At 71.1% G+C, this 25,774-nt stretch carries 7 protein-coding genes; 4 read left to right on the top strand and 3 right to left on the bottom strand.

What is annotated here, in order from left to right; all coding sequences use genetic code 11:
• Nucleotides 1-26: 26 nt before the first annotated feature.
• Together ACU6XJ_RS05705 and ACU6XJ_RS05700 are read right to left on the bottom strand one after the other, a co-directional pair.
• The gene (locus ACU6XJ_RS05705) at nt 27-2,120 is read right to left on the bottom strand and encodes an AfsR/SARP family transcriptional regulator (protein WP_476307359.1); all 2,094 of its coding nucleotides are present in this window, start codon (nt 2,118-2,120) and stop codon (nt 27-29) included.
• A gap of 347 nt (nt 2,121-2,467) precedes the next feature.
• Nucleotides 2,468-2,698 carry a hypothetical protein gene (locus tag ACU6XJ_RS05700; protein ID WP_476307358.1) on the bottom strand — a complete coding sequence of 77 codons (231 nt, stop codon included), beginning with the start codon at nt 2,696-2,698 and terminating at the stop codon, nt 2,468-2,470.
• 275 nt (nt 2,699-2,973) lie between these two features.
• Between ACU6XJ_RS05700 and ACU6XJ_RS05695 the strand changes: the two genes are divergently transcribed.
• The 4 genes from ACU6XJ_RS05695 to ACU6XJ_RS05680 are packed head-to-tail and all read left to right on the top strand — an operon-like array spanning nt 2,974 to nt 25,168.
• Nucleotides 2,974-7,830, top strand: a complete 4,857-nt coding sequence (locus ACU6XJ_RS05695) for an amino acid adenylation domain-containing protein (protein ID WP_476307356.1) — start codon at nt 2,974-2,976, stop codon at nt 7,828-7,830.
• Nucleotides 7,831-7,842: 12 nt separating this feature from the next.
• Nucleotides 7,843-18,480, top strand: coding sequence for a non-ribosomal peptide synthetase (locus ACU6XJ_RS05690; protein ID WP_476307355.1), 10,638 nt, complete (start codon nt 7,843-7,845; stop codon nt 18,478-18,480).
• Nucleotides 18,477-23,969: an amino acid adenylation domain-containing protein gene (locus ACU6XJ_RS05685; protein ID WP_476307353.1), complete on the top strand. Its 5,493-nt coding sequence runs from the start codon at nt 18,477-18,479 to the stop codon at nt 23,967-23,969. The genes ACU6XJ_RS05690 and ACU6XJ_RS05685 overlap by 4 nt, the downstream gene beginning before the upstream one ends.
• Nucleotides 23,966-25,168 carry a cytochrome P450 gene (locus ACU6XJ_RS05680; RefSeq protein WP_476307351.1) on the top strand — a complete coding sequence of 401 codons (1,203 nt, stop codon included), beginning with the start codon at nt 23,966-23,968 and terminating at the stop codon, nt 25,166-25,168. The genes ACU6XJ_RS05685 and ACU6XJ_RS05680 overlap by 4 nt, the downstream gene beginning before the upstream one ends.
• Before the next feature lie 98 nt (nt 25,169-25,266).
• Here the strand turns inward: ACU6XJ_RS05680 and ACU6XJ_RS05675 are convergent, their stop codons facing one another.
• On the bottom strand, nt 25,267-25,743 hold the full coding sequence (locus ACU6XJ_RS05675; protein WP_476307350.1) for a hypothetical protein: 477 nt from the start codon (nt 25,741-25,743) through the stop codon (nt 25,267-25,269).
• Between the last annotated feature and the right edge of the window lie 31 nt (nt 25,744-25,774).

Here is a 25,774-nt window from a genome sequence, read left to right as displayed (position 1 = left end):
CCGGCCCAGGGCACCGATCGGAGGTGTCAGCGGCCGATGGCGGGGCCGGTTCGGTTGGCGGGGATGGTGAGTTGGCCCGCGTTGTCCAGGACGGAGGCCATCGTGTGCCACTCCACCTCGAACCAGGACTTGGGGTCGTGGACCAGCGCCTTGGCCTCCTGCTGGGCGAGGTGCCAGCGGGAGCCGGTATCGCCGGTGGGCCAGGTGGTCTTGCCGTATTCGATCATCAGGGCCTCGCGGGCCAGGGTCAGCCAGGCGCCGAAGGCTCGGTCGCTGGCGGCGTGCTGGTCGGTGGGATTTTCCTCGCGGTGCAGGCGTTCCCTGGCGTGCAGGCGCAGCAGGTCCGGCATGCGGTAGCGCATCAGGCCCGTTGCGTCGACGCCGCTGACCTCCAGCAGCCGGGCGTCGACCAACTGCTCCATCAGGCGTTCGGCTTCGGCGACCGTGGTGTCGAGCAGCGCGCCGCCGACCCAGGCGGCGAAGTGCGGGACCTCGAGCAGGCCGAGGTGGCGGTACATCCTGGCCGCGTCGGGGTCCAGGGTGCGGTAGCTCAGGTCGAACGTGCCGCGCAGGCCCCGGCGGCCGTGGCTGAGCACGTCCAGCCGCTGCACCGGATCGGCGAGGCGCTTGGCCAGGTGGGTCAGCGACCAGTGCGGCTTCGCGGCCAGGATGGCGCCGATGGTCTGCAACGCCAGCGGCAGGCCGCCCGCGAGTTGCACGACCTGAGCCTTGGCCGCCGGGTCGACGTGGGCGCCGACCATGCGGTCCAGCAGGAACGTCGCGTCCTGTTCGGACAGCGGGTCGATGTGCAGTTGGCGGGCGCCGTTGCAGCACAGCATGCCGCCCAGCGGGCCTCGGCTGGTGACGATCACGCAGCAGCGGCCTTCGGCGGGCAGCAGCGGCTGGATCTGGCCGAACGAGGCCGCGTTGTCCAGGATCACCAGGACCTGCCTGCCCCGCAGCATGCTCCGGTACAGCGCCTTGCGGTCGCCGAGCCCGGCGGGCACGGCCTCGGCGGGTACGCCGAGGGCGCGCAGGAAGCTGGCCAGCACCTCGTCGGGGCGCTCCGGGTCGTGGTCGGCGTCGTAGCCGTGCAGGTCGGCGAACAGTTGGCCGTCGGGGAAGCGGGCGGCGGCATGGTGCGCCCACTGCACGGCCACCGCCGTCTTGCCGGTGCCCGCCCCGCCGGTGAGGAAGCCCACCGCGGGCTCGCTGCCTTCGTCCACTGTGGTCAGCAAACCGTCCAAAGCGGACAGTTCGACGGCGCGGCCGACGAAGGTCGGCACCCTCGCCGGGAGCTGGGCGGGCGTCGGGGTGGTCGCTTCCACCGGGGTGGGCGGCTTGGCCACGGTGCCCAGCAGCGCGGGGTCGTCGCGCAGGATGGCTTCCTGCAACTCCTGGAGCGCGGGGCCCAATTCGAGGCCGAACTCGTTGATGGAGTGCGCGCGGCCCTCGCGGAAGGTTTCCAGCGACTCGGCCCGCCTGCCGGAGCGGTACTGGGCAAGCATGAGGTTGGCCCTGGCCTGCTCGCGCAGGGGGTTCTCCCGCACCAGGGTGCTGAGCTCGCCGATGACGCTGTGGTGCTGGCCAAGCGCCAGGCGCAGCGCGGTCCACTGCTCGTAGGCGACCAGCTTCTGCTCCTCCAGCCGGTCGGCCTCGGTTTCCACCGGATGCCCGCTGACCCCGGCCAGCGCCGGGCCGCGCCAGAGCTTCAGCGCCGATTCGAGCAGGTCGGCCGCTTCCGCGCTCCTGCCTTGGCGGGCGGCCTCGGCCGCAGTTGAGACGTCGCGTTCGAAGGTGACGGCGTCGATGTCGTGGCCGCTGGTGAGCAGCCGGTAGCCGGGTGAGGCCGTGATGATCACGTCATCCCGGCAGCCCGCCTCCTTGAACGTCTTGCGCAGCGCCGCGACGCAGATCGCGACCTGGGTGCGCACCGTGGCGGGCGCTCTGGCCCCCCACACCGCCTCCGCCAGGCTGTTCACCGAGACCACGCGGTCCGGTGACAACAGCAGCATGGCCAGCACGGTTCGCTGTCTTGGTCCGCCCACCGCGATGGGTTGTCCGTCGACCGCAACTTCGAGCGGTCCCAGGACGCGGAAGTCCAACCTCTTGTCGCCCATCGAACTCCCCCAGAGTTCGTTCATGACACTTGCACAAGCCGATCGCGGGGAGGCCGCGACCGCACACCGAGGATGACCTCACAGTCTTGTTGTCAGGTGATTCGCCCGGTGCACATTAGCTCAGACGCAGAGTCTCCGTCCCAGGTTCCGGTTACGGTTCCGTAACCGGAAAGATATTCACTGCCTACGGATTCGGACTCGTCGCCCTATTCGCCGTCAAATCAGTTATAACCATTCACACTGGTGGCGGAACGGTGTGGCGAAGAGAACAGCTGGGGAGTCGTTTAATAGTAGCGGTTGTATACGGTTTCCCGTGAACCGATCTTATCCGGCCCCGGTACAAACCGTTAATTCTCGGCGTCTTCGAGTAGTTTCTGCATACAGATCACCCGCTGGCTCAGCTCATCGATCTGTTCACGCAGCAGGCGCTGGTTCGCGGTCGCCTGCTCGGCCAAGTGCTGGTAGCCCGCCCTGATCTCGGCGCGCTGCCGCTGTAGTTGGAAGTAGCGCTCGAATACCCACACGGCGCCGACGGTCACCGCCAGCGCGACGACGATCAAGGGTGTTGGGTCGGACATTATCTTCCCTCACTGGTGCCCGTCGTCGGGTCAACGTTATTCGATCCACTGGCATCGCCGCCGGTCGGAAGCGTGTTGCCAGAGATCGTGACAGACCCCTCTTTTGGCCTGGTATCGGTCCGTTTTCCAGGGGTTTCGCAATAACGGTATAGCCCAAAAATGGCTCGATAACGGGACGAAAATCGGTATGCCTAGTTTGACCTGGTGCCGCGGTGTGCGCGTGTCCTCCGGCACATCGTCGAGAAGCGGGGAGCCGATCTGTGGGGAGCGTGGCGATGCCTGAGCCCGATGTGCATGACTGGCAGGGCGAGGATCTCGTTTTCTCCACCGCCACGCTTCCCGAACTCGTGGCCGCCCAGGCCGACCGCACGCCGGACGCCCCCGCGGTGGTCTGCGGCGCCGTCACGCTGACCTATGCCGATCTGGACGCCCGCGCCAATCAGTTGGCCCGGCTGCTGCTCGCGCGGGGTGCGGGCCCGGAGCGGGTGATCGCGGTCGCGTTGCCGCGCACCGAGAACCTGGTGGTCGCGTTGCTGGCGGCGTTGAAGACGGGCGCGGCGTACCTGCCGATCGACCTGGACTACCCGGCCGAGCGCATCCGCTTCATGATCTCCGACGCCGACCCGGCCTGCGTGCTGACCGACGCGGCGACCGCGCCGGACCTGTCCGGCAGGCTGCTGCTGATCGACGACCCGGCCTGGCGTGACCTGCCGGACCACGGTCTGGCGGAGGTGCCGGACCCGCGCAATCCGGCCTACGTGATCTACACCTCGGGCTCGACCGGCAGGCCGAAGGCGGTGGTGATCGAGCACCGCGCGCTGTCGGACTACCTCGGCTGGTGCGCGCATACCTACCCGAGCGTGCGGGGCCGCTCGCTGTGGCACTCCTCGGTGTCCTTCGACATGACGGTGACCTCGCTGTGGGCGCCGCTGGTCACCGGCGGCTGCGTGCAGATCACCCCGCTCGCGGAAGGCCCGCAGGACGTGCACTGCACGTTCCTCAAGGCCACCCCCAGCCACCTGCCCCTGCTGACCGCGCTGCCCGCGGGCTTCTCACCGACCCGTGAGCTGATGCTGGGCGGCGAGGCGCTGCCCGGCGAACTGCTGCGGGAGTGGCGGGCGGGCCACCCGGACGTCACGGTGCAGAACGTCTACGGCCCCACCGAGGTCACGGTCAACGCCGTCGAGCACGTGATCCGGCCCGGCGAGGAGATCCCCGACGGGACGCTGCCGCTGGGCAGGCCGATGGCCAACGCCCGCATCCACGTGCTGGACGCCGACCTGCGGCCGGTGCCGCCCGGTGAGCTTGGCGAGATCTACGTGGCCGGTCCTGGCCTGGCGCGCGGCTACGCGGGAAGGCCGGGTCTGACCGGGGAGCGGTTCGTGGCGAACCCGTTCGGGCAGGCGGGGGACCGCATGTACCGCACGGGCGACCTCGGCCGGTGGCGTACCGACGGCGTGCTGGAATTCGGGGGGCGCGTCGACCACCAGGTCAAGGTGCGGGGCTTCCGCATCGAACTCGGCGAGATCGAGGCCGTGCTCAACCGGCACCCCGCCGTCCGGCGGGCCGCGGTGATCGTGCGGGAGGACCGGCCGGGGGACCGGCGCATCGTCGCCTACGTGGTCGGCGACGCCGCCGACCTGGCGGAACACGCGGCGGCGAGCCTGCCCGAATACATGGTGCCCTCGGTGTTCGTGGCGCTGGACGAACTGCCGCTGTCACCGAACGGGAAGCTCGACCGCGCCGCGCTGCCCGCGCCGGTGTACGCCTCCGACGGCCTGGCCGCCCGCACTGCCACCGAGGAAGTCCTGTGTGGACTGTTCGCGGAGGTGCTCGGCGCGGAGAAGGTCGGCGTCGGCGACCCGTTCTTCAGCCTCGGCGGCCACTCGCTGCTGGCGGTGCGGCTGATCAGCCGGGTCCGCACCGCGTTCGGGGTGGAGCTTCCGCTGGGCGCGATCTTCGACCACCCCACCGTCGCCGAGTTGGCGGGCAGGCTGGACGACGCGGAGAAGGCCCGGCCCGCGCTGTGCCGCAGGCCGCGCCCGGAGCGGATTCCGCTGTCGGCCGCGCAGCGCAGGCTGTGGTTCCTGCAACGCTTCGAGGGCGCCAACAGCACCTACAACGTGCCGCTCACGGTGCCCATGCCCGCCGACACCGACGCCGAGGCGCTGCGGGCCGCGCTGGCGGACCTGGTACGCCGCCACGAGGTGCTGCGCACGGTGTTCCCCGACGCCGACGGAGAGCCCTACCAACAGGTTCTCGCCGACGTGGACGTTGCGCTGGACGTGGTCGAGGTGCCCGCGGCCGGGCTGGACGACGCGGTGCGGGAGGCCGCGTTGCACAGCTTCGACCTCGGCACCGAGATCCCGCTGCGCGCCACGCTGTTCCCCGGCGCCGAGGTGTTGCTCCTGGTCATCCACCACATCGCCGCCGACGGCCTCTCCATCCGCCCGCTGTCCCGCGACCTGGCGCTGGCCTACGACGCGCGCCGCGCCGGGAACGCTCCGCAGTGGACGGATCTGCCGGTGCAGTACGCGGACTTCACGCTGTGGCAGGCCGAACTCCTGGGCACCGAGACCGATCCGGACAGCCTGATCAGCAGACAGCTGGCGTTCTGGCGGGAGGCCCTCAAGGGGGCGCCTGCGTTGCTGGAGCTGCCCACCGACCGGCCGCGCCCGGCGACCGCCAGCTACCGGGGCGGCACTGTTGAGTTCTCCGTCGACGCGCGCCTGCACCAGCAGGTGACCGAGCTCGCCGCGGACACCGGGACCAGCGTGTTCATGCTGCTGCAAGCGGCGATCTCGGCGCTGCTGACGCGGTTGGGCGCGGGCACCGACATCCCGCTGGGCACCGCCGTGGCGGGCCGTTCGGACGAGGCCGTTGAGGACCTGGTCGGGTTCTTCATCAACACCCTCGCCCTGCGCACAGACACCGCAGGCGACCCGACGTTCCGCGAGCTGCTGGAGCGGGTGCGGCGCTTCGACCTGGCCGCGTTGTCGCACCAGGACGTGCCGTTCGAGCGGCTGGTGGAGACGCTGAACCCGACACGCTCGCTGGCTCACCACCCGGTCTTCCAGGTCATGCTGACCATCGAGGAACGCGGCGGCCACGCGGGTCTGCGCTCCGGGGTGGAGAAGGCGCGCATCGGGGTGGCCAAGCTGGACCTGTCCTTCTTCGTCGGCGAGACCCACACCGAGGACGGCGCCGCCGCGGGCATGACCGGTGCCTTGGACTACGCCGCTGACCTCTTCGACGCCGAGAGCGCGCAGGCGCTGGCGGACCGGCTGGTCCGCCTGCTGCGGGCCGCGGTCGTCGAACCCGACCGCCGGATCGGCGAGCTGGACATCCTGCACAACCGGGAACGCCGTGACCTGCTGGCGACCTGGCAGGGTCCGGTCCGAGAGGTCACCGAGGCCACCCTGCCGGAGCTGTTCGAGGCGCAGGTCGAGCGCACCCCGGACGCCATCGCGGTCGTGCACGGCTCGGACAGCCTGACCTACGCCCGGCTCAATGCCAGAGCGAACGCGCTCGCCGAGACCCTGGTCGCGAAGGGCGTCGGGCCGGACCGGTTCGTGGCGGTGGCGCTGCCGAAGTCCACCGACCTGGTGGTGGCGCTGCTCGCGGTGATGAAGGCGGGCGGCGCCTACCTGCCGGTCGACCTGTCCTACCCCGCCGACCGCATCGCGTTCATGCTCGCCGACGTCGCGCCCGTACTGGCGATCTCCGACACCGATTTGCCCGGCGTCGAGCGGCTGACCGTGGGCGACCCCGGCGAGGCGGACAACCCGCCACTCGCCGTGGCCCCGTCCAACGCGGCGTTCGTGATCTTCACTTCCGGCTCCACCGGCAGGCCCAAGGGCGTTGTGGTGGAACACCGTTCGCTCAACGTCTACCTGGCCTGGACGCGGGAGGCCTACGGCAGTGTGGCCGGGCGGGCGCTGGTGCACTCGCCGGTGTCCTTCGACCTCACCGCCACCGGCCTGTTCGCGCCGCTCACCGCGGGCGGCTGCGCGCATCTGATCGACCTGGACGAGGGCTCGCGGGACGTCGAGTTGACACGCCCCACGTTCGTCAAGGCCACCCCGAGCCACCTGCCGCTGCTGATCGGGCTGCCCGCGCGGTACTCGCCCAGCGAGCAACTGGTGCTCGGCGGGGAGTCGCTGATGGGCGAGGTGCTCCAGGAGTGGCGGACCACCCACCCCGGCGCCACCGTGATCAACGAGTACGGCCCGACCGAGACCACGGTGGGCTGCTCCGAGTTCCGCATCGCGCCGTCGGACGAGGTGCCCGCGGGCGTGATCACCATCGGCAGGCCGATCTGGAACACCCAGATGTACGTCCTGGACGCCGACCTGCGGCCGCTGCCCGCGGGGGTGACGGGCGAGATCTACATCGCCGGTGACCTGGTGACCCGCGGCTACTGGCGGCGACCCGACCTGACCTCCACCCGGTTCGTGGCCGATCCCTACGGCGAGCCGGGCGCCCGGATGTACCGCAGCGGCGACCTGGGCCGGTGGAACCGGCACGGCAGGCTGGAGTTCGTCGCCCGCGTCGACCACCAGGTGAAAATCCGCGGCTTCCGAGTGGAGCTTGGCGAGATCGAGACGGTGATCGGCGGACACGACAGCGTCGGCCACGCCGCGGTGATCGTGCGCGAGGACCAGCCCGGCGACAAGCGGCTGGTGGCCTATGTCGCGGGCGAGGGTGTCGACCCCGACGTGGTGCGGGACTACGCCGCCGAGCGGCTGCCCGACTACATGGTGCCCGCCGCCGTCGTCGTGCTGGACGCGCTGCCGCTGACGGCGAACTCCAAGCTGGACCGCAAGGCCCTGCCCGCCCCCGACTACGGCGCCGCCACCACCGGCCGCGCCCCCCGGAACAAGCGCGAGGAAGTCCTTTGTGGACTGTTCGCGGACGTGCTCGGCGTCGACGGCGTGGGCATCGACGACAACTTCTTCACCCTCGGCGGGCATTCGCTGCTCGCGGTGCGGCTGATCAGCCGCATCCGCTCGACGCTGGGCGCCGAGGTCGCCCTGCGCGCCGTGTTCGAGTCACCCACCGTCGCGGCTCTCGCCGAGCAACTCGGCGGCGCACAGCAGGCCCGCCCCGCGCTGCGGCGCATGCGGCCCTGAAGAGGAGGCACTGTGATCCCCCTGTCCTACGCGCAGCGGCGCCTGTGGTTCCTGCACAGCCTGGACGGCCCGAGCGCCACCTACAACGTGCCGCTCGCGGTCCGGCTGACCGGCGACTTGGACCGCGAGGCGCTCCTGGCCGCGATCGGCGATGTGGTGGCGCGGCACGAGTCGCTGCGCACGGTGTTCCCCGATGTCGACGGCGAGCCGTACCAGCGCGTTCTGGACAGCGCGACGCCGGAGCTGTCCGTTGTGGACACCACCGATGCCGAGCTGGGGGAGCGCATCACCTCCGCCACCGGGCACGCGTTCGACCTGCGCGGTGAGCTGCCGCTGCGGATCACCCTGTTCGCGCTGTCGCCGCGGGAGCATGTGCTGCTGCTGGTCATGCACCACATCGCCGCGGACGGCGAGTCCACCGCGCCGCTGCTGCGCGACCTCACCGCCGCCTACACCGCGTGGCGCCGTGGTGAGTGCCCGGAGTGGGCGCCGCTGGAGGTGCAGTACGCCGACTACGCGTTGTGGCAGCGCGAGGTGCTGGGCGGCGAGGACGACCCCGACAGCCTGATCAGCGCGCAGCTCGGCTACTGGCGCCAGGCACTCGCCGGCGCCCCCGAGCTGCTGGAACTGCCCACCGACCGCCCGCGGCCTCCGGTCGCCTCCCACCGGGGCGCCAAGGTGGAGTTGCACCTGGACGCCGAGGTCCACAGGGGGCTGCTGGCGTTGGCCAAGGACGCGGACGCGACGGTGTTCATGGCGTTGCAGGCGGTGTTGGGTGCGCTGTTGACGCGGTTGGGCGCGGGCACCGACCTGCCGATCGGCACCGCGGTGGGTGGCCGGTCGGACGAGCAGTTGGAGGACCTGGTCGGGTTCTTCGTCAACACCCTGGTGCTGCGCACCGACACCTCCGGCGACCCGAGCTTCCGGGAACTGCTGGACAGGGTGCGGCAGACCGACCTTGGCGCCTACGCGAACCTGGACGTGCCGTTCGAGCGGCTGGTGGAGGTGCTCAACCCGGCCCGCACGCTCGCGCACCACCCGCTGTTCCAGGTGATGCTGGCCTTGCAGAACGCCTCCGGGGGCCCGTTCGAGCTGGCCGACCTGACCGCAGAGGTGCTGCCCACGACGCTGTCGGGCGTCGCTAAGTTCGACCTGTCCTTCAGCGTCCGCGAGACGCACGCCGACGGTGAGCCCGCGGGAATCGTCGGCACCATCGAGTACGCCGACGACCTCTTCGACCGCGACACCGCCCGCGACCTGGCCGCCCGCTTCGCCCGGCTTGCCGCCGCCGCGGTCGCCGAACCGGGGCGTGCCATCGGCGAACTGGATGTGCTGTCCGCCGAGGAGACCGGCAGGCTCCTGGCCTGGAACGACACCGCGCACCCGCTGCCCATGGGCGCGCTGCCGGAATTGTTCGAGGCCCAGGTCCGCCGCACCCCCAACGCCCTCGCGGTGGACTCGCTGACCTACCGCGAGCTCAACGCCCGCGTGAACCGCCTCGCGCACCGGCTGATCGCACTCGGCGTGCGCGCCGAAACGTCGGTCGCGGTGCTGATGGACCGGTCGGTCGACCTCGTGGTGACACTGCTCGCGGTGGTCAAGGCTGGCGGCGCGTACGTGCCGCTGCACCCGAGCTACCCCGCGTCGCGCATGGCGTGGGTGGTCGAGAACACCGGCGCCCCGCTGCTGCTCACCGACCGCTTCTCGGCGCCGGAGACCGGTGCGCGCACGGTCGTGGTGAGCGCCGAGCCTGTGGATGCCGAGCCCGACACCGATCCCGGTGTGGCAGTGCAGCCGGGGCAGTTGGCCTACGTCATGCACACCTCCGGTTCGACCGGGACGCCCAAGGGTGTGGCCGTCACCCACGCCGATGTGGTTGCCCTGACGGCGGATCGGTGCTGGGACGGCGGCGCGCAGCGCAAGGTGCTCTTCCATTCCTCCCACGCCTTCGACGCGGCGACCTACGAGCTGTGGGTGCCGCTGCTGCGCGGCGGGCAGGTGGTGGTCGCCGCAGATGCCGATCCCGATCTCGCGGCGCTGCTGGTGGAGCACGACATCAGCTCCGTCTTCCTCACTACCGCCCTGTTCAACCTGCTCGCCGAGCAGAACCCGGACTGCTTCCGCGGCGTGGACCAGGTGTGGACCGGTGGCGAACTGGTCTCCCCGGAGGCCATCCAGCGAGTGCTGGACGCCAACCCCGACACCAGGCTGGTGCACGTCTACGGCCCGACCGAGACCACCACCTTCGCCACCTGCTTCCCGATGGACCCGCCGCACCAGGTGAACGGCACCGTCCCCATTGGACGCGCCATGGACAACCTGCGCGCCCAGGTGCTGGACGCGTACCTGCGCCCGGTGCCGCCCGGTGTGCCCGGCGAGCTGTACCTGTCCGGTGACGGCGTGGCCCGCGGCTATCTCGGCCGCCCCGCGCTGACCGCGGAGCGGTTCGTCGCCGCGCCAGACGGCGAGCGCCGGTACCGCACCGGCGACGTGGTCCGCTGGACCCACGACGGGCACCTCGAGTACCTGGGCCGCGCCGACCAGCAGGTCAAGATCCGCGGCTTCCGCATCGAACTCGGCGAGATCGAGGCGGTGCTGCGGGAGCACCCCGGCGTCGGCCAGGTCGCGGTGTTCGTCCGCGAGGACCAGCCCGGCGACCGGCGCCTGGTCGCCTACGTCATCGGCGACGCCGCAGGCCTGCGGGAACACGCCGCGACGCGGCTGCCCGAGTACATGGTGCCGGTGGCGTTCGTGGTGCTGGACGCCTTCCCGCTCAACTCCAACGGCAAGATCGACCGCGGCAGGCTGCCCGCTCCTGAGCTGGGCTCGGCGGAAGGCCGCGGCCCGCGCTACCCGCGCGAAGAGGTGCTGTGCGGGCTGTTCGCCGACGTGCTCGGCGTGGCCCGCGCGGGCATCGACGACAGCTTCTTCGACCTGGGCGGTCACTCCCTGCTGGCCGCGCGCCTGGTCAGCCGCATCCGCACCGCCCTGAACGCCGAGGTCTCCATCCGCGACCTCTTCGAGGCACCCACCGTCGCGGGCCTGGCGCGGCGACTGGAGACCACCGCTCGCCCCCCGCTGCGTCGCGCCGAGCACGGCGAGCGGCTGCCGCTGTCCTTCGCGCAGCGCAGGCTGTGGTTCCAGCACCGCCTCGAAGGCCCGAGTCCCACCTACAACGTGCCGCTCGCCCTGCACCTGTCGGGCGCGGTGAACACCGCGGCGTTGGAGGCCGCCCTGGTCGATGTGGCGGCCCGCCACGAGCCCCTGCGCAGCGTCTTCGGCGAGACCGAAGGCGAGCCGTACCAGCGGGTTCTCCCCGACGCGCCGCGGTTGCACCTGGTGGACACCGACGATGTGAGCCTGCCGGAGCAGTTGGCCGAGGCCGCGGGGTACGGGTTCGACCTCACCGTCGAGACACCGCTGCGGGCCACCCTCTTCACAGCGGGTTCCGCGGATGTCCTGTTGCTGCTCATGCACCACATCGCTGCCGACGGCGGCTCCTTCGGCGCGCTTGCCCGCGACCTGTCCGCCGCCTACGCGGCACGGCTGGGCGGACAGCCGCCGCAGTGGCATGAGCTGCCGGTGACCTACGCCGACTACGTCGTGTGGCAGCACGAACTGCTAGGCGATGAGTCCGATGTGGACAGCCTCGCGCACCGGCAGCTCGCGTTCTGGCGAGACGCGCTGGCGGGCGCACCAGAGCTGTTGGAGCTGCCCACCGACCGGCCCCGCCCGGTCGCCGCCTCCTACCGCGGTGCGACCGTGCGGTTCGAGCTGGACGGCGAACTGCACGCGGGGATCGCGGCGCTGGCGCGGCAGACCGGGACGACGCCGTTCATGGTGCTGCACGCCGCCACCGCCGCGCTGCTGACCAGGATGGGCGCGGGCACCGACATCCCGATCGGCACCGCAACGGCGGGCCGCGGCGACGACGCCTTGCACGAACTGGTCGGGTTCTTCGTCAACACCCTGGTGCTGCGCGCCGACACCGCGGGCGACCCCAGCTTCCGCGAACTGCTGGCCCGTATCCGCCGCACCGACCTCGATGCCTTCGCCAACCAGGACCTGCCGTTCGAGCGCCTGGTGGAGGTGCTCAACCCGGTGCGGAGCCTGGGCCACCACCCGCTGTTCCAGGTCATGCTGCTGCTCCAGAACAACGCGGCGGGCCGGTTCGACCTGCCCGGTGTGAACGTCGAGTCCGAGGACCTGACCACCGACGTGGCCAAGGTCGATCTGGTGCTCACCCTGACCGAGCGGACCGACGGCATCGCGGGCCAACTCCAGTACGCCACCGACCTGTTCGACCACGACACCGCCGCCGCGCTGACCGAGCGGCTGGTGGCGCTGCTGCGGCGGGTGATCGCGAACCCCGACGAGCCGATCGGCGCGGCCGACCTGCTGACCCTCGCCGAGCGGTCCGAACTCGCTGCGCTGAACGCCACCTCGCGCGAGGTGGGCACCGCGACGATCCCCGAACTGTTCGCACGGCGGGTCCGGCAGTCGCCGGACGCGACGGCGGTGGTGTTCGAGGACGTGGAGCTCACCTACGCCGAACTCGATGCCCGCGCCAACTCCTTGGCGAGCAGCCTCATCGAACGCGGCGTCGGACCCGAGCGGTTCGTCGCGGTGGCCCTGCCGCGGTCGGCGGATCTGGTGGTCGCATTGCTGGCCGTGCACAAGGCGGGCGGCGCGTACCTGCCGATCGACCCCGACTACCCGGCCGACCGCATCGCCTACATGGTGGCCGACGCCGACCCAGTCTTGGTGCTGACCACCCCCGAGGTAGGCGCCGGCCTGCCCGACACGGTGCCGCAGTACACAGTGGACACCGCAGGCGAAGGCTCCCCGGTCGACGCCGCGGTGTCGGTGGACTCGGCGGCCTACGTCATCTACACGTCAGGTTCCACCGGCCGCCCCAAGGGCGTTGTTGTCACCCACCGCGGGCTGGCGAGCCTGGCAGCGACCCACGTCGAACGGTTGGGTGCCGGTCCGGGATCGCGGGTGTTGCAGTTCGCGTCGCTGAGCTTCGACGCGGCGGCCTGGGAGATCTGCATGGCGCTGTGGACCGGCGGCTGCCTGGTCCTCGCCTCACCGGAGCGACTCCGTCCGGGCACGCCGCTGGCCGAGCTCATCGCCGAGCAGCGGATCACCCACATCACGCTGCCGCCCACCGCGCTGGCGGTGACACCCGAGCTGCCCGAAGGCCTCACGCTGGTGGTGGCGGGCGAGGCCTGCCCGCCGGAACTGGTCGGCAAGTGGTCACCGAAACGCCGCATGATCAACGCCTACGGACCGACCGAGACCACCGTGTGCGCCACTATGAGCGCGCCGCTGGCGGGTGCGGAGGTGCCGCCGATCGGCGGGCCGATCCTCAACGCGCGGGTGTTCGTGCTGGACGCCAACCTGCGGCCGGTGGCGCCGGGTGTCGCGGGCGAGCTGTACGTCTCAGGGGAGGGGCTGGCCCGCGGTTACGCGGGGCGGCCCGCGTTGACCGCCGAGCGTTTCGTGGCCGCGCCGGGCGGCGGGCGCATGTACCGCACCGGTGACCTGGTGCGCTGGAACGGCACCGACCTGGAGTTCGTCGGCCGCGCCGACCACCAGGTGAAGCTGCGCGGCTTCCGCATCGAACTCGGCGAAATCGAAGCCGTGCTGGCCGAGCACGAGGCGGTGCGGCAGGTGACCGCGATCGTCCGCGAGGACCGCCCCGGCGACCAGCGCCTCGTCGCCTACGTCATCGGCGACGCGGCAGGCCTGCGGGAGCACGTGGCGGCGCGGCTGCCAGAGTACATGGTGCCCGCCGCGATCGTCCCGCTGGCCGAACTGCCTCTCACCCCGAACGGCAAGATCGACCGCCGGGCGCTGCCCGCGCCTGAGGTCAGCGGCAACGGCCGCGCCCCGCGCAACCCGCGGGAGGAGATCCTGTGCGGGCTGTTCGCCGAGATGCTCGGCGCCGACGCGGTCGGCATTGACGACGGCTTCTTCGCCCTCGGCGGGCACTCCCTGTTGGCGACGCGGCTGGTCAGCCGCATCCGCACGGTGTTCGGCGTCGAACTGCCGGTGCGCGCGGTGTTCGAGTCGCCAACGGTGGCGGAGCTGATCGGCAGGCTGGACCACACCACGGCGAGCGGCCCCGCGCTGACCGCGCGCCCGCGCCCAGCACGCGTGCCGCTGTCCTTCGCGCAGCGCAGGCTGTGGTTCCTCAACCGCCTGGAAGGCCCCAACTCCACGTTCAACATCCCGCTCGCCCTGCGGCTGCGCGGCGAACTGGACCGTGACGCGCTGGCCGCAGCCCTCACCGATGTGGTGGCCCGCCACGAAAGCCTGCGCACCACGTTCCCCGACGCCGACGGCACGCCCTACCAGCGCATTCTCGACACCGTCGTGATCGAACCCGAGCTGGTGGAGGTGTCGGAGGCCGACCTGCCCGAGGCGCTCCGCGCCGCGTCCCGGCACATCTTCGACCTCGCGGGAGAAGCGCCGGTGCGGGTCACGCTGTTCCGGCTGGGCGAGCGGGAGCACGTGCTGCTGGTGCTGCTGCACCACATCGCCGCCGACGGCATGTCCATGCGCCCGCTGCGCCGCGACCTTGCCACCGCCTACGCCGCCCGCAGCGCCGGACGCACTCCACAGTGGACGCCGATGCCGGTGCAGTACGCGGACTTCGCGCTGTGGCAGAACGAGGTGCTTGGCGACGAGGACGACCCGGACAGCGTCACCAGCAGGCAGGTCGAGTTCTGGCGCCGCGAACTCACCGGCGCCCCGCAACTGCTCGAACTGCCGCTGGACCGTCCGCGTCCCGCGGTGTCCAGCCACACCGGTGACAGCGTGCCGTTCGAGATCGACGCCGCCACCCACCGCGCGATGGTCGCCTTGGCCCGCGACTCGGGCGCCACCGTGTTCATGTGCGTGCAGGCGGGCCTCGCAGCGCTGCTCAGCGCACTCGGCGCGGGCCACGACATCCCCATCGGCACCCCCGTCGCGGGACGGCCGGACGAGGCGCTGGACCAGGTCGTCGGCTTCTTCATCAACACCCTGGTGCTGCGCAACGACACCTCCGGCGACCCCGCGTTCGCCGAACTGCTGGAGCGGGTGCGGCGCACCAACCTGGCCGCCTACGCCAACCAGGACGTGTCGTTCGAGCGGCTGGTCGACGTGCTCAACCCCGACCGTTCACTGTCGCACCACCCGCTGTACCAGATCAGCCTCACCTTCCAGAGCGACACCGACTCCCCGCCGCCACTGTCCGGTGTGGACGTCACCGCCGAGGACGCAGGCCCCGGCGCGGCCAAGCTGGACCTCCAGTTCGGGGTGCGAGAAACCCACGCCACCGACGGCACGCCTGCTGGTGTGGCGGGGCAGATCCAGTTCGCCACCGATCTGTTCGACCGCGACACCGTGCGCAGGCTGGCGGACCGGTTCACCGGGCTGCTCCGCTCGCTTGTCGTAGACCCCACCCGGCGCATCGGCAGCGTCGACGTGCTCACCGCGGCCGAACGCGACCGGTTGCTGAACGAGTTGAACGACACCGCGCGGGACATCCCCGCCAGGACCATCCCCGAGCTGTTCGCCGAGCAGGCCCGCCGCTCGCCCGACGCACCCGCGGTGGCCTTTGAGGACGTGGAGCTCACCTACGCCGAACTGGACGCCCGCGCCAACGCACTGGCCGAGCGGCTGGTGGAACGCGGCGTCGGCCCCGACCGATTCGTCGCCGTGGCCTTGCCGCGGTCCGCGGAGCTGATCGTCGCGTTGCTGGCCGTGCACAAGGCGGGCGGCGCCTACGTGCCGGTCGACCTGGGCTACCCGGCCGAGCGCATCGCCTACATGCTCGACGACGCCAACCCTGTCCTCGTGCTCACCAACGCCGAGGGCCAACCGCGCCTGCCCGCAGCCGTGACGGACCGGTTGGTGTTGCTGGAAAAGGCGGAGCCGCTCGAGGCGAGTTCCGACCCGTCCCCACTGTCACGATCTCTGACCAGCCAAAACGCCGCGTACGTCATCTATACCTCCGGTTCCACCGGCCGCCCCAAGGGCGTGGTCGTGACGCATGGCGGGCTGGCGAGCCTGGCGGCCACGCACGTGGACAAGCTGGGTGCCGGGCCGGGATCGAGGGTGTTGCAGTTCGCGTCGCTGAGCTTCGACGCGGCGGCGTGGGAGATCTGCATGGCGCTGCTCACTGGCGGGTGCATCGTGTTGGCGCCGCCGGAGCGCATCCAGCCCGGCGAGCCGCTGGCCGAGCTCATCGCCGAGCAGCGGATCACGCACGTCACGCTGCCGCCCACGGCGCTGGGCGTGACCTCCGGACTGCCCGAGGGCCTCACCCTCGTCGTTGCAGGCGAGGCCTGCCCGCCCGAACTGGTCGGCAAGTGGTCGCCCAACCGTCGCATGATCAACGCCTACGGCCCGACCGAAACCACCGTGTGCGCCACCATGAGCGAGCCGCTCGCGGGTGCCGACGCGCCGCCGATCGGGCGGCCGATCACCAACGCGCGGGTGTTCGTGCTGGACGCCGACCTGCGGCCGGTGCCGCCGAACGTGGCAGGCGAGCTGTACGTGGCGGGCGCGGGCCTGGCCAGGGGATACCGCGGCCGTCCGGCGCTGACCGCGGAGCGGTTCGTGGCCAACCCCTTCGGCGCGCCGGGGGAGCGGATGTACCGCACCGGCGACGTGGCTCGCTGGAACCACGCCGGTCAGCTGGAATACCTGGCCCGCGCCGACCACCAGGTGAAGCTGCGCGGCTTCCGGATCGAACTCGGCGAGATCGAGGCCGCGCTCGGCGAGCACCCCTCGGTCGCGCAGGCCACCGTGATCGTCCGCGACGACCGCCTCGTCGCCTACGTGGTGCCCGCCAACCTTGACCCGGCGACGCTGCGCGAGCACGTGGAGAGCAGGCTGCCCGGCTACATGGTGCCCGCCGCCGTGGTCGGCCTCGACGCACTGCCGCTCACCCCGAACGGCAAGATCGACCGCAAGGCCCTGCCCGCCCCGACCCTGGACGCGGCGGTGGCGGATGCCAAGGCGCGCAACGCGCGGGAAGACACCCTGTGCGGGTTGTTCGCCGAGGTGCTCGGGGTGCCCGAAGTAGGTGTCGACCAGGACTTCTTCGCCCTCGGCGGGGACAGCATCATGTCCATCGAACTGGTCGCCGCCGCCCGCCGCGAAGGCATCGTGCTCACGGTGCGGGACATCTTCCAGCACCGCACCGTCGAAGCCCTCGCCGCGAGTGTCGCCGACGCCGAGGAACCCACCGCTGACGACAGCGACGGCACCGGCGAGATCGGCCTGACGCCGATCGTGGCCTGGCTGCGCGACCTCGGTGGCCCCATCGACGGCTACAACCAGTCGATGGCGATCCGCACCCCCGCGGGCGCCCGGCAGGAACACCTGGAGGCCGCGCTGCGGGCGCTGGTGGACCACCACGACGCGCTCCGCCAGCGACTGTCCACACAGGACGAGTGGGCGCTGACCGTCACCGAAGCGCAGGACCACGAACTGCTGCGCAGGGTCGACGGCGACTGGGCGGAGGTGGCCAAGCTCGAAGGTGAGGCCGCCCGCAAGCGGCTCGCGCCGGAACAGGGCGTGCTGCTCCAGGCGGTGTGGTTCGACGCGGGCGATGAGCCCGGCCGCCTGCTGCTCGTGGTGCACCACCTGGCCACAGACGGCGTGTCCTGGCGCATCCTGTTGCCCGACCTCGCCGACGCCTACCGCGCCATCGCCGCGGGCCGCACCCCCGAACTGCCCCCGGTGACCACCCGCCTGCGCGACTGGACGGCCCGACTGGCCGCGGAGGCGGGCGAGCGCGCCACGGAGCTGAAGCTGTGGCAGGACATGCTCCGGCCGCAGCCCCCGCTGGCCACCTCGCCCGCGGGTGCCGCGCGCAGGCTGTCGCTGGTGCTGCCACCCGAGTACACCCAGCCGCTGCTCACCACCGTGCCCGCCGTGTTCCACACCGGTATCACCGAGGTGCTGCTCACCGGCCTCGCCGTCGCACTCGCCGAGCGGCTCGCCACCGAGGAGGTGCTGCTGAACCTGGAGGCCCACGGCCGCGAGGAGATCGGCGGCGCCGACCTGTCCCGCACGCTGGGCTGGTTCACCAGCCTCTACCCGGTGCGGCTGCGCCCCGGCACGCGCAGCCGAGACGCGGGCCTCGCCATCGGCTGGGCGCTCAAGGCGATCAAGGAGCAGCTCACGGCGGTGCCCGACAACGGCATCGGCTTCGGCCTGCTGCGTTACCTCAACCCCGACACCGCTCCGGTGCTCGCCGAACTGCCCGCACCGCGGATCGCGTTCAACTACCTGGGCCGAATGGCCGCGGGCACAGGGGAGCAGGCCGACTGGCAGCCCGCCGGGGACGTGCCGGTGCCCGCGCACTGCGACACGGCGATGCCGATGGGACACCCGCTGGAAATCAACGCCGTCACCAGGGACGCCGCGGACGGCCCTCGGCTGTCGGTGACGTGGATGTGGTCCCCGGCCGCGTTCACCGACACCGAGGTGGACGCCATGGCCCTGGCCTGGTTCGAGGCGCTGCGCGCGCTGGTCAGCCACGCCCAGGACCCGGACGCCGGTGGCCACACGCCATCGGACCTGTCCATCGAACTGGACCAGGACGAGATCGACGAGCTGGAAGCAGAACTGAGGGTGCTGGAATGACGCGATCTGCCCTAGAGGACGTACTGCCCCTCTCCCCGTTGCAGGAAGGCATGTTCTTCCACGCGGGCTACGACGCTGACGGCGCCGACGTGTACCACGCGCAGATGGTGCTCCAACTGCGCGGACAGGTCGACGCTGCGCTGCTGCGCACCTCGGTGGCTGCCCTGCTGCGGCGCTACCCGGTGCTGCGCTCCAGCTTCCGGCAGCGCAAGACCGGCGAGCCCATCCAGGTCGTGCACCGCGAGGTCGCCCCCGACTTCACCGAGTTGGAGCTGTCGGCACCGGAGATCGAGCGGTTCCTCGAACAAGATGTGGCCCGGCGCTTCGACCTGACCAAGCCGCCGCTGCTGCGCGTCACGCTCATCCGTGAGGCCGCCGACGTCTTCCGCCTGGTCCTGACCAACCATCACATCCTGCTGGACGGTTGGTCCTTCCCGGTGTTGCTGGAAGACCTGTGGGCCATCTACGCCCGCGGCGGCGTCACGACAGGCTTGCCCCCGGTCGCGCCCTACCGGGACCACGTGACCTGGCTGGCCCAACAGGACAGCACCGCCTCCCTGGCAATGTGGGCCGAAGCACTGTCCGGTGTGGACAGCGCCACGCTCATCGCTCCCGGCGCCGGACCGGCCACCGGGCTGCCTCAGCAGCTGGGCAGCGGCCCCCAACTCGAATTGGGCGCCGCGCTGGAGCGGATGGCCCGCGAGCGCGGCCTCACCGCCAACACCGTGGTCCAGGGCGCCTGGGGCCTGCTGCTCGCCGCGCTGACCGGCCGCGAGGACGTCGTGTTCGGCACCCTGACCTCCGGCCGCCCACCCGAGGTCGCGGGCATGCGGCGCATGGTCGGCATGTTCATCAACACCATCCCCGTCCGCGTGCGCCACACCGCGGCCGAACCCGTCGCGGACGTGCTGGCCAGGCTCCAGGACCAGCAGGCGCGGCTGACCGGCCACGACTACCTGCGGCTCACCGACATCGGCGGGCAGGCCGGGCTGCCGGAGCTGTTCGACACGTTCAGCGTGTTCGAGAACTACCCCGCCGACTTCTCCGCCCGCGAACTGGCCCCCGGTGTCGAACTGGCCAAGGTCACCGGCCGCGACGCCGCGCACTACCCGCTGCGGCTGGTCGCCGCGCTCACCGGGCAGCGGCTGGAGACCGTCCTCGAATACCGCGACGACCTGTTCACTGCAGCCCAGGCGCAGGGCCTGCTGGACGCCTTCCAGCAGGTGCTGCGGTCCATTCTGGACAGTCCGGAGACACCGGCTGGTTCTGTCGCGGTGCTGGACGAAGTGCAGCGGCGGAACCTGATCGGCCACCTCGCCGCCGAGACCTCGCCCGAGCGGCAGGCCGCCGAGTGGCGGGCGCCGCGCACCCCCGCCGAAGAGATCCTGTGCGGCCTGGTCGGCGAGGTATTGCGGTGCGACAACGTCGGCATCGACGACAACTTCTTCGACCTCGGCGGCCACTCGCTCACCGCGATCCGCCTGCTGTCCAAGATCCGCTCGGTGTTCGGCGCCGAACTGCCCATCCGCACCGTCTTCGAAGCACCCACGGTCGCCCTGCTGGTGCAGCGCATCGCCCACGGCGGCACCGCCCGCCCACCGCTGCGGCCCGCCCCGCCGATGGAGCGGGTGCCGCTGTCGTTCGCACAGCAGCGGCTGTGGTTCATGCACCAGTTCGAAGGGCCCAGCCACACCTACAACATCCCCTTCGCGGTGCGCCTCACCGGCGCACTCGACCGGGACGCGCTCACCGCGGCCGTGCGGGACGTGGTCGAACGCCACGACAGCCTCCGCACCGTGTTCCGCCAGCACGACGGCGAGCCCTACCAGCACATACTGCCCGCCGCCGACGTCGTGCGGGTGGTCGAGGTGGATCGCGCCGAACTCGACACCGCGCTGCGCGAGGCCGCCCGGCACGCCTTCGACCTGGAACACGAACTGCCCATCCGCGGTTGGCTGTTCGCGGTCGCCCCCGACGAGCACGTCCTGCTGCTGCTCATCCACCACATCGCGGGCGACGGCTGGTCCGCAGCGCCGCTGGGCCGCGACCTGGTCGCCGCCTACACCGCCCGTCGAACCGGCGCCAGTCCACAGTGGACCCCGCTGCCGGTGCAGTACGCCGACTACACGCGGTGGCAGCGCGACCTCCTCGGCGCCGAGGACGACGCGGACAGCATCGGCGGCAAGCAGTTGGAGTTCTGGCGCAACACCCTCGCGGGCCTGCCCGAGCAGTTGGAACTGCCCGCCGACCGCCCGCGCCCGGCCACCGCGAGCTACCGAGGCGACGTCGTGGAGTTCCGCCTCGACGCCCGGTCGCACCGCGCCCTCGCCGAGTTGGCGCGCTCCACCCAATCCAGCATGTTCATGGTCCTGCACGCCGCCGTCGCGGCGCTGCTCACCAGGCTCGGCGGCGGCACCGACGTGGCCATCGGCACGGCGGTCGCAGGCCGCCCCGACGAGGCCCTGGAGGAACTGGTCGGGTTCTTCGTCAACACCCTGGTGCTGCGCACCGACACCTCCGGCGACCCCGCCTTCCGCGACCTGCTGGCCAAGGTGCGCAAAACCGACCTGGCGGCGCTGGCCAACCAGGACCTGCCCTTCGAGCGGCTGGTGGAGGTCATAAACCCGGTCCGCTCCCTGTCCCACCACCCGCTGTTCCAGGTGATGCTGGTTCTGCAGAACACCGCGGGCGACGGCTTCGAACTCCCCGGCGTCACCGCCGAGCCCGCGGGCTTCGGCACCGGCGTCGCCAAGTTCGACCTGTCCTTCAGCCTCCGCGAGGACACCGAGGCGGGCGGCATCGACGGCATCCTGGAGTACGCCACCGACCTGTTCGACCGCGACACCGCCCAGTCCATCGCCGACCGCCTGAACCGCCTGCTCACCGCGGTCGCCGCCAACCCCGACCTCCCCATCGGCGCGGCCGACCTGCTGGCCCCCGTCGAACGCGCCGTGCTGGTGGACGGCGCCCGCCCCGGCGAACAGCCCGCCACCCTGCCCGCCCTCTTCCGCGCCCAGGCCCGCCGCACCCCGGACCGCCCCGCGGTGGAACAGGACGGCGTCTCGCTCACCTACGCCGAACTCGACGCCCGCTCCAACCGGCTGGCGCACCACCTGATCGAACTCGGCGTGCGACCCGAACAGGTCGTGGCCCTCGCCCTGCCCAGGTCCATCGACTTCGTCGCCACCGTGCTCGCGGTGAGCAAGGTCGGCGCCGCCTACCTGCCCGTCGACGCCGAGTACCCGACCGACCGCATCTCCTACCTGCTCGCCGACGCCGCCCCCGCGGTCACCATCACCACCGCTGCGCTGCGCGACCGCATCCCGGGCGCGGTGGTGATCAACCAGTCCGCCGTCGAGGGCCTGCCCGACACCGACCCCGGCGTCGCGGTCCACCCGGCCAACCCGGCGTACGTGATCTACACCTCGGGCTCCACCGGCAGGCCCAAGGGCGTGGTCGTCACCCACGGCGGGCTGGCGAACCTGTCGGCCAACCAGCGCGCCCACTACCGCGTGTACGAGCACAGCCGCGTGCTCCAGTTCGTCTCGCCAAGCTTCGACGTGTCGGTCGCCGAACTGAGCCTGGCGCTGCTGTCCGGCGCCTGCCTCGTCGTGCCTCGAACAGGCTTGGCGGGGGAGGAGCTTGCCGAGGCGCTGCGCTCACTGCGCATCACCCACGTGCACATCCCGCCCTCGGTGATGGCCGGGGTGCCGAAGGTGGCCCTGCCCGACCTGCGCGCCTGGATCACCGGCGCCGAGGCCTGCCCGGCCGAACTGGTCGACTTCTGGGCCGCCGACCGCCTCATGATCAACGCCTACGGCCCCACCGAGGCCACCGTGGACGTCACGTTCACCGAATGCGAACCCGGCCGCGCGCTGTCCATCGGCAGGCCGGTCGACGGCGCCTGGGTGTACGTGCTGGACGCCGCGATGCGCCCGGTGCCGCCCGGCGTGATCGGCGAGCTCTACATCGCCGGACCGGGCGTGGCCAGGGGATACCTGAACCGCCCCGGTGTCACCGCGGAACGCTTCGTGGCCAGCCCGTTCCACCCCGGCGCCCGCATGTACCGCACCGGCGACCTGGCCCGCTGGCGCCGCGACGGCTCCGTGCTGGAGTTCGCGGGCCGCGCCGACACCCAGGTCAAGGTCCGCGGCTTCCGCATCGAGCTTGGCGAGGTCGAGTCGGTCCTGCGCAGGCACGAGGACCTGCGCGCCGCCGTGGTGATCGTCCGCGAGGACCGCCCCGGCGACCGCCGCCTGGTGGCCTACGTGGTGCCCGAGAACGACCCCGTGCCACCCGCGGACCTGCGCACCCACGCCGCGGAGGCGTTGCCCGAGTACATGGTGCCCTCGGCTTTCGTCGCCCTGGACGCGCTCCCGCTTACCCCCAACGGCAAGCTCGACCGCAAGGCCCTGCCCGCCCCGTCCTACGACGCGGGCACGGGCCGCGCACCCCGCACCCCCCGCGAGGAAGTCCTCAGTGGACTGTTCGCCGAAGCGCTCGGCCTGCCCGAGTACGGCGTGCAGGACAACTTCTTCGAACTCGGCGGCCACTCGCTGCTGGGTGCCCGCCTGGCAAGCCGGATCAGGGCGACCCTCGGCGTCGAGGTGACCATCCGCAGCCTCTTCGAGGCCCCCACCCCCGCCGCGTTGGCCGCGCTGCTCGACGGCAACGCAGGCTCAGTCGACGCGTTCGGCACCATGCTGCCCCTGCGCGTCGCGGGCGAACGCCCACCCCTGTTCTGCGTGCACCCGGTGGCCGGCACCGGCTGGCGTTACACCAGCCTGCTCCACGGCCTGACCGACCAGCCCGTCTACGCCCTACAGGCGCAAGGCCTCGACGGCGGCCCGCTGCCGTCCACGATGGCGGAACTGCTGGCGGGCTATGCCGAGCAGATCAGGAAGGTGCAGCCCACCGGCCCGTACCACCTGCTCGGCTGGTCCCTGGGCGGCAACCTCGCACACGCCCTCGCCGGCCTGCTCCAACAGCAGGGCGAACGAGTCGAACTGCTCGCCATCCTCGACGCCTACCCCGCGGAGGAATCCAAGCGCGGCCTGAGCGAGGAACGCCCACTGCTGGAGAGCATGTTCACCGAGTACGCGAAGGTCTATGACCCGGGCGCGGCACTGCCGGAGTCCGATGTGGACCTGCGTGCCAGCATCGTGGACTACCTGGGCCGAGGCAACAGCGAACTCCGCCACTTCGACCCCGCGCAGCGCGCCATCGTGCTGAACGTGATGGTCAACGCCGCCAAGCTGTCGATGCCCTACGACCCCCCGGCGTACGCGGGTGACGTGCTGCTGGTGGTGGCCACCGCGAGCGTCCAGGACTGGGCCACCCCCGAGGGCTGGAAGCCCTACGTGGACGGTGCCGTCGAGGTCCGCGAACTGGACTGCCGCCACGAGGAACTGCTCAACCCGAAGCCCGCCGCCGAGATCTGCCGCCTGCTGGCCCACCGCATCCGCCAACCGGAAAGAGCCTCATCGTGAGCACCGCAGTCATCGACCTCGGCGACCCCGACCTCTACACCTCGGAGGACCGCTTCGCCCTGTGGCGCCACCACGCCGAATCGGACGCGATCGTGTGGAGCCCACCCGGCTCCTCACCCGCGGGCTTCTGGTCGGTGTTCTCCCACGAGCACGTCCGCAAGGTCCTCGCGCCCACCGCCCCGTTCACCTCCGAGTACGGCATGATGGTCGGCTTCGACGCCGCCAACCGCGACAAATCCGGCGGCAAAATGCTGGTGGTCACCGACGGCTCCCACCACACCCACCTCCGCAAAATCATCGCCCCGTTCCTCTCCCGCGCCATGGCCACCACCCTCGAGGCCTTCATCGCCGACGAGGTCCGCGCGATGCTGACCCAGGCCCTCGAATCCGGCGGCACCGACGTAGCCCTCAACATCGGCCCCCGCCTCCCCGCCGCCGTAGTCTGCGAAATCCTCGGCGTCCCCGTAGGCGACCGCGACCACCTGGTGGACCTCACCAACCACGCCTTCGGCGCCAACGACAGCACCTTCAACAAGATGTCCGCATCGGAGGCCCACTCCGAAATCCTCTTCTACTTCTACGAACTCATCGAGTCCCGCCGCAAAACCCCCGGCGACGACCTGGTCAGCGCCCTCATCGCCGACGGCGCCCTGTCCACCCGCGACATCCTGGTCAACTGCGACAACGTCCTGATCGGCGGCAACGAAACCACCCGCCACGCCGTAACCGGCACCTTCCACGCGCTGTCCACCGTCCCCGGCGCCCTGGCCGGGCTGCGCGAAAACCCCGACTCGGTGCGCCCCGCCGTGGAGGAACTCATCCGCTGGACGTCCCCCGCCATGCACGTCCTCCGCGTGGCAACCGAAGACGTGACCCTAGGCGACCACACCTTCCCCAAGGACACCCCCGTGGTTGCCTGGCTCCCCGCCGCCAACCGCGACCCCCGCCTATTCGAGTCACCCGACGACTTCCGCCCCACCCGCTCCCCCAACAAACACCTCGGCTTCGGCCACGGCACCCACCACTGCCTAGGCGGCGCCCTAGCCCGAGCCGAACTGGCAGGCCTCCTCAACGTCCTCGCCACCGAGGTATCGGAAGTCCACATCACCGAACCCCCGAAGTGGATGCGCGCCAACGTAGTCCAGGGCTACCTGAGCCTCCCGGTCCAACTCGACCGCCGAATCCGTGACCCGAGGTAGCCTGATCGCGCCCGACTGGAACGGGTCAGAACTTGGCCGGACGGAACCGCGAACCTTGGAAGGTTGCACGGATACGGGGCTTGTCGTTGCCCTCGGCGTCACTCGTACACATCGACCGTGTCGTTGATGGGCTGGCCATCCGGGGACTGCCCGGGAAGGTGGGCTGGGCAGTCGGTGCTGTTGCCGGTTACCGCCTTCGAGCGAATATCGACCTCATACCGGACACAGCCCCTGAGGTAGATGTCTGAGGCGAACAGTCCGCCGCCGTCCTGACCCCTGCCATAGATCACAAAATCGAGGAAGGCGTCTTTGTCGTTCGCTGCCCGGATTTCGAGGAAGTGTGTCAGGGGCTCTTCTTGGCGAGCAATCTGTTCCAACTGAGCCTTCACGGTCTCGACCGATTCACCAGTTGTTCCGGACAATCTTCTTTCGAGTTCCGATTTCATGTTTTCCGCCCTCGAAAGCAACGCTTCGCGGGCTTTCTGTTCGGCAAGCTGCTCGGTGCTGGTAGCGCAGCCACCACAGAAGAGTATTACCAGAATTACTCCCAGTGTCGGCAACCGTCCGACGACCACGTTCCGCCTCCGATAAGAGTAGGTGGTGCCA

The organism is Actinorectispora metalli, from assembly GCF_056323685.1.
The sequence above is the reverse complement of the archived record's forward strand: the minus strand, read 5'-3'. Positions and strand labels throughout refer to the sequence as shown.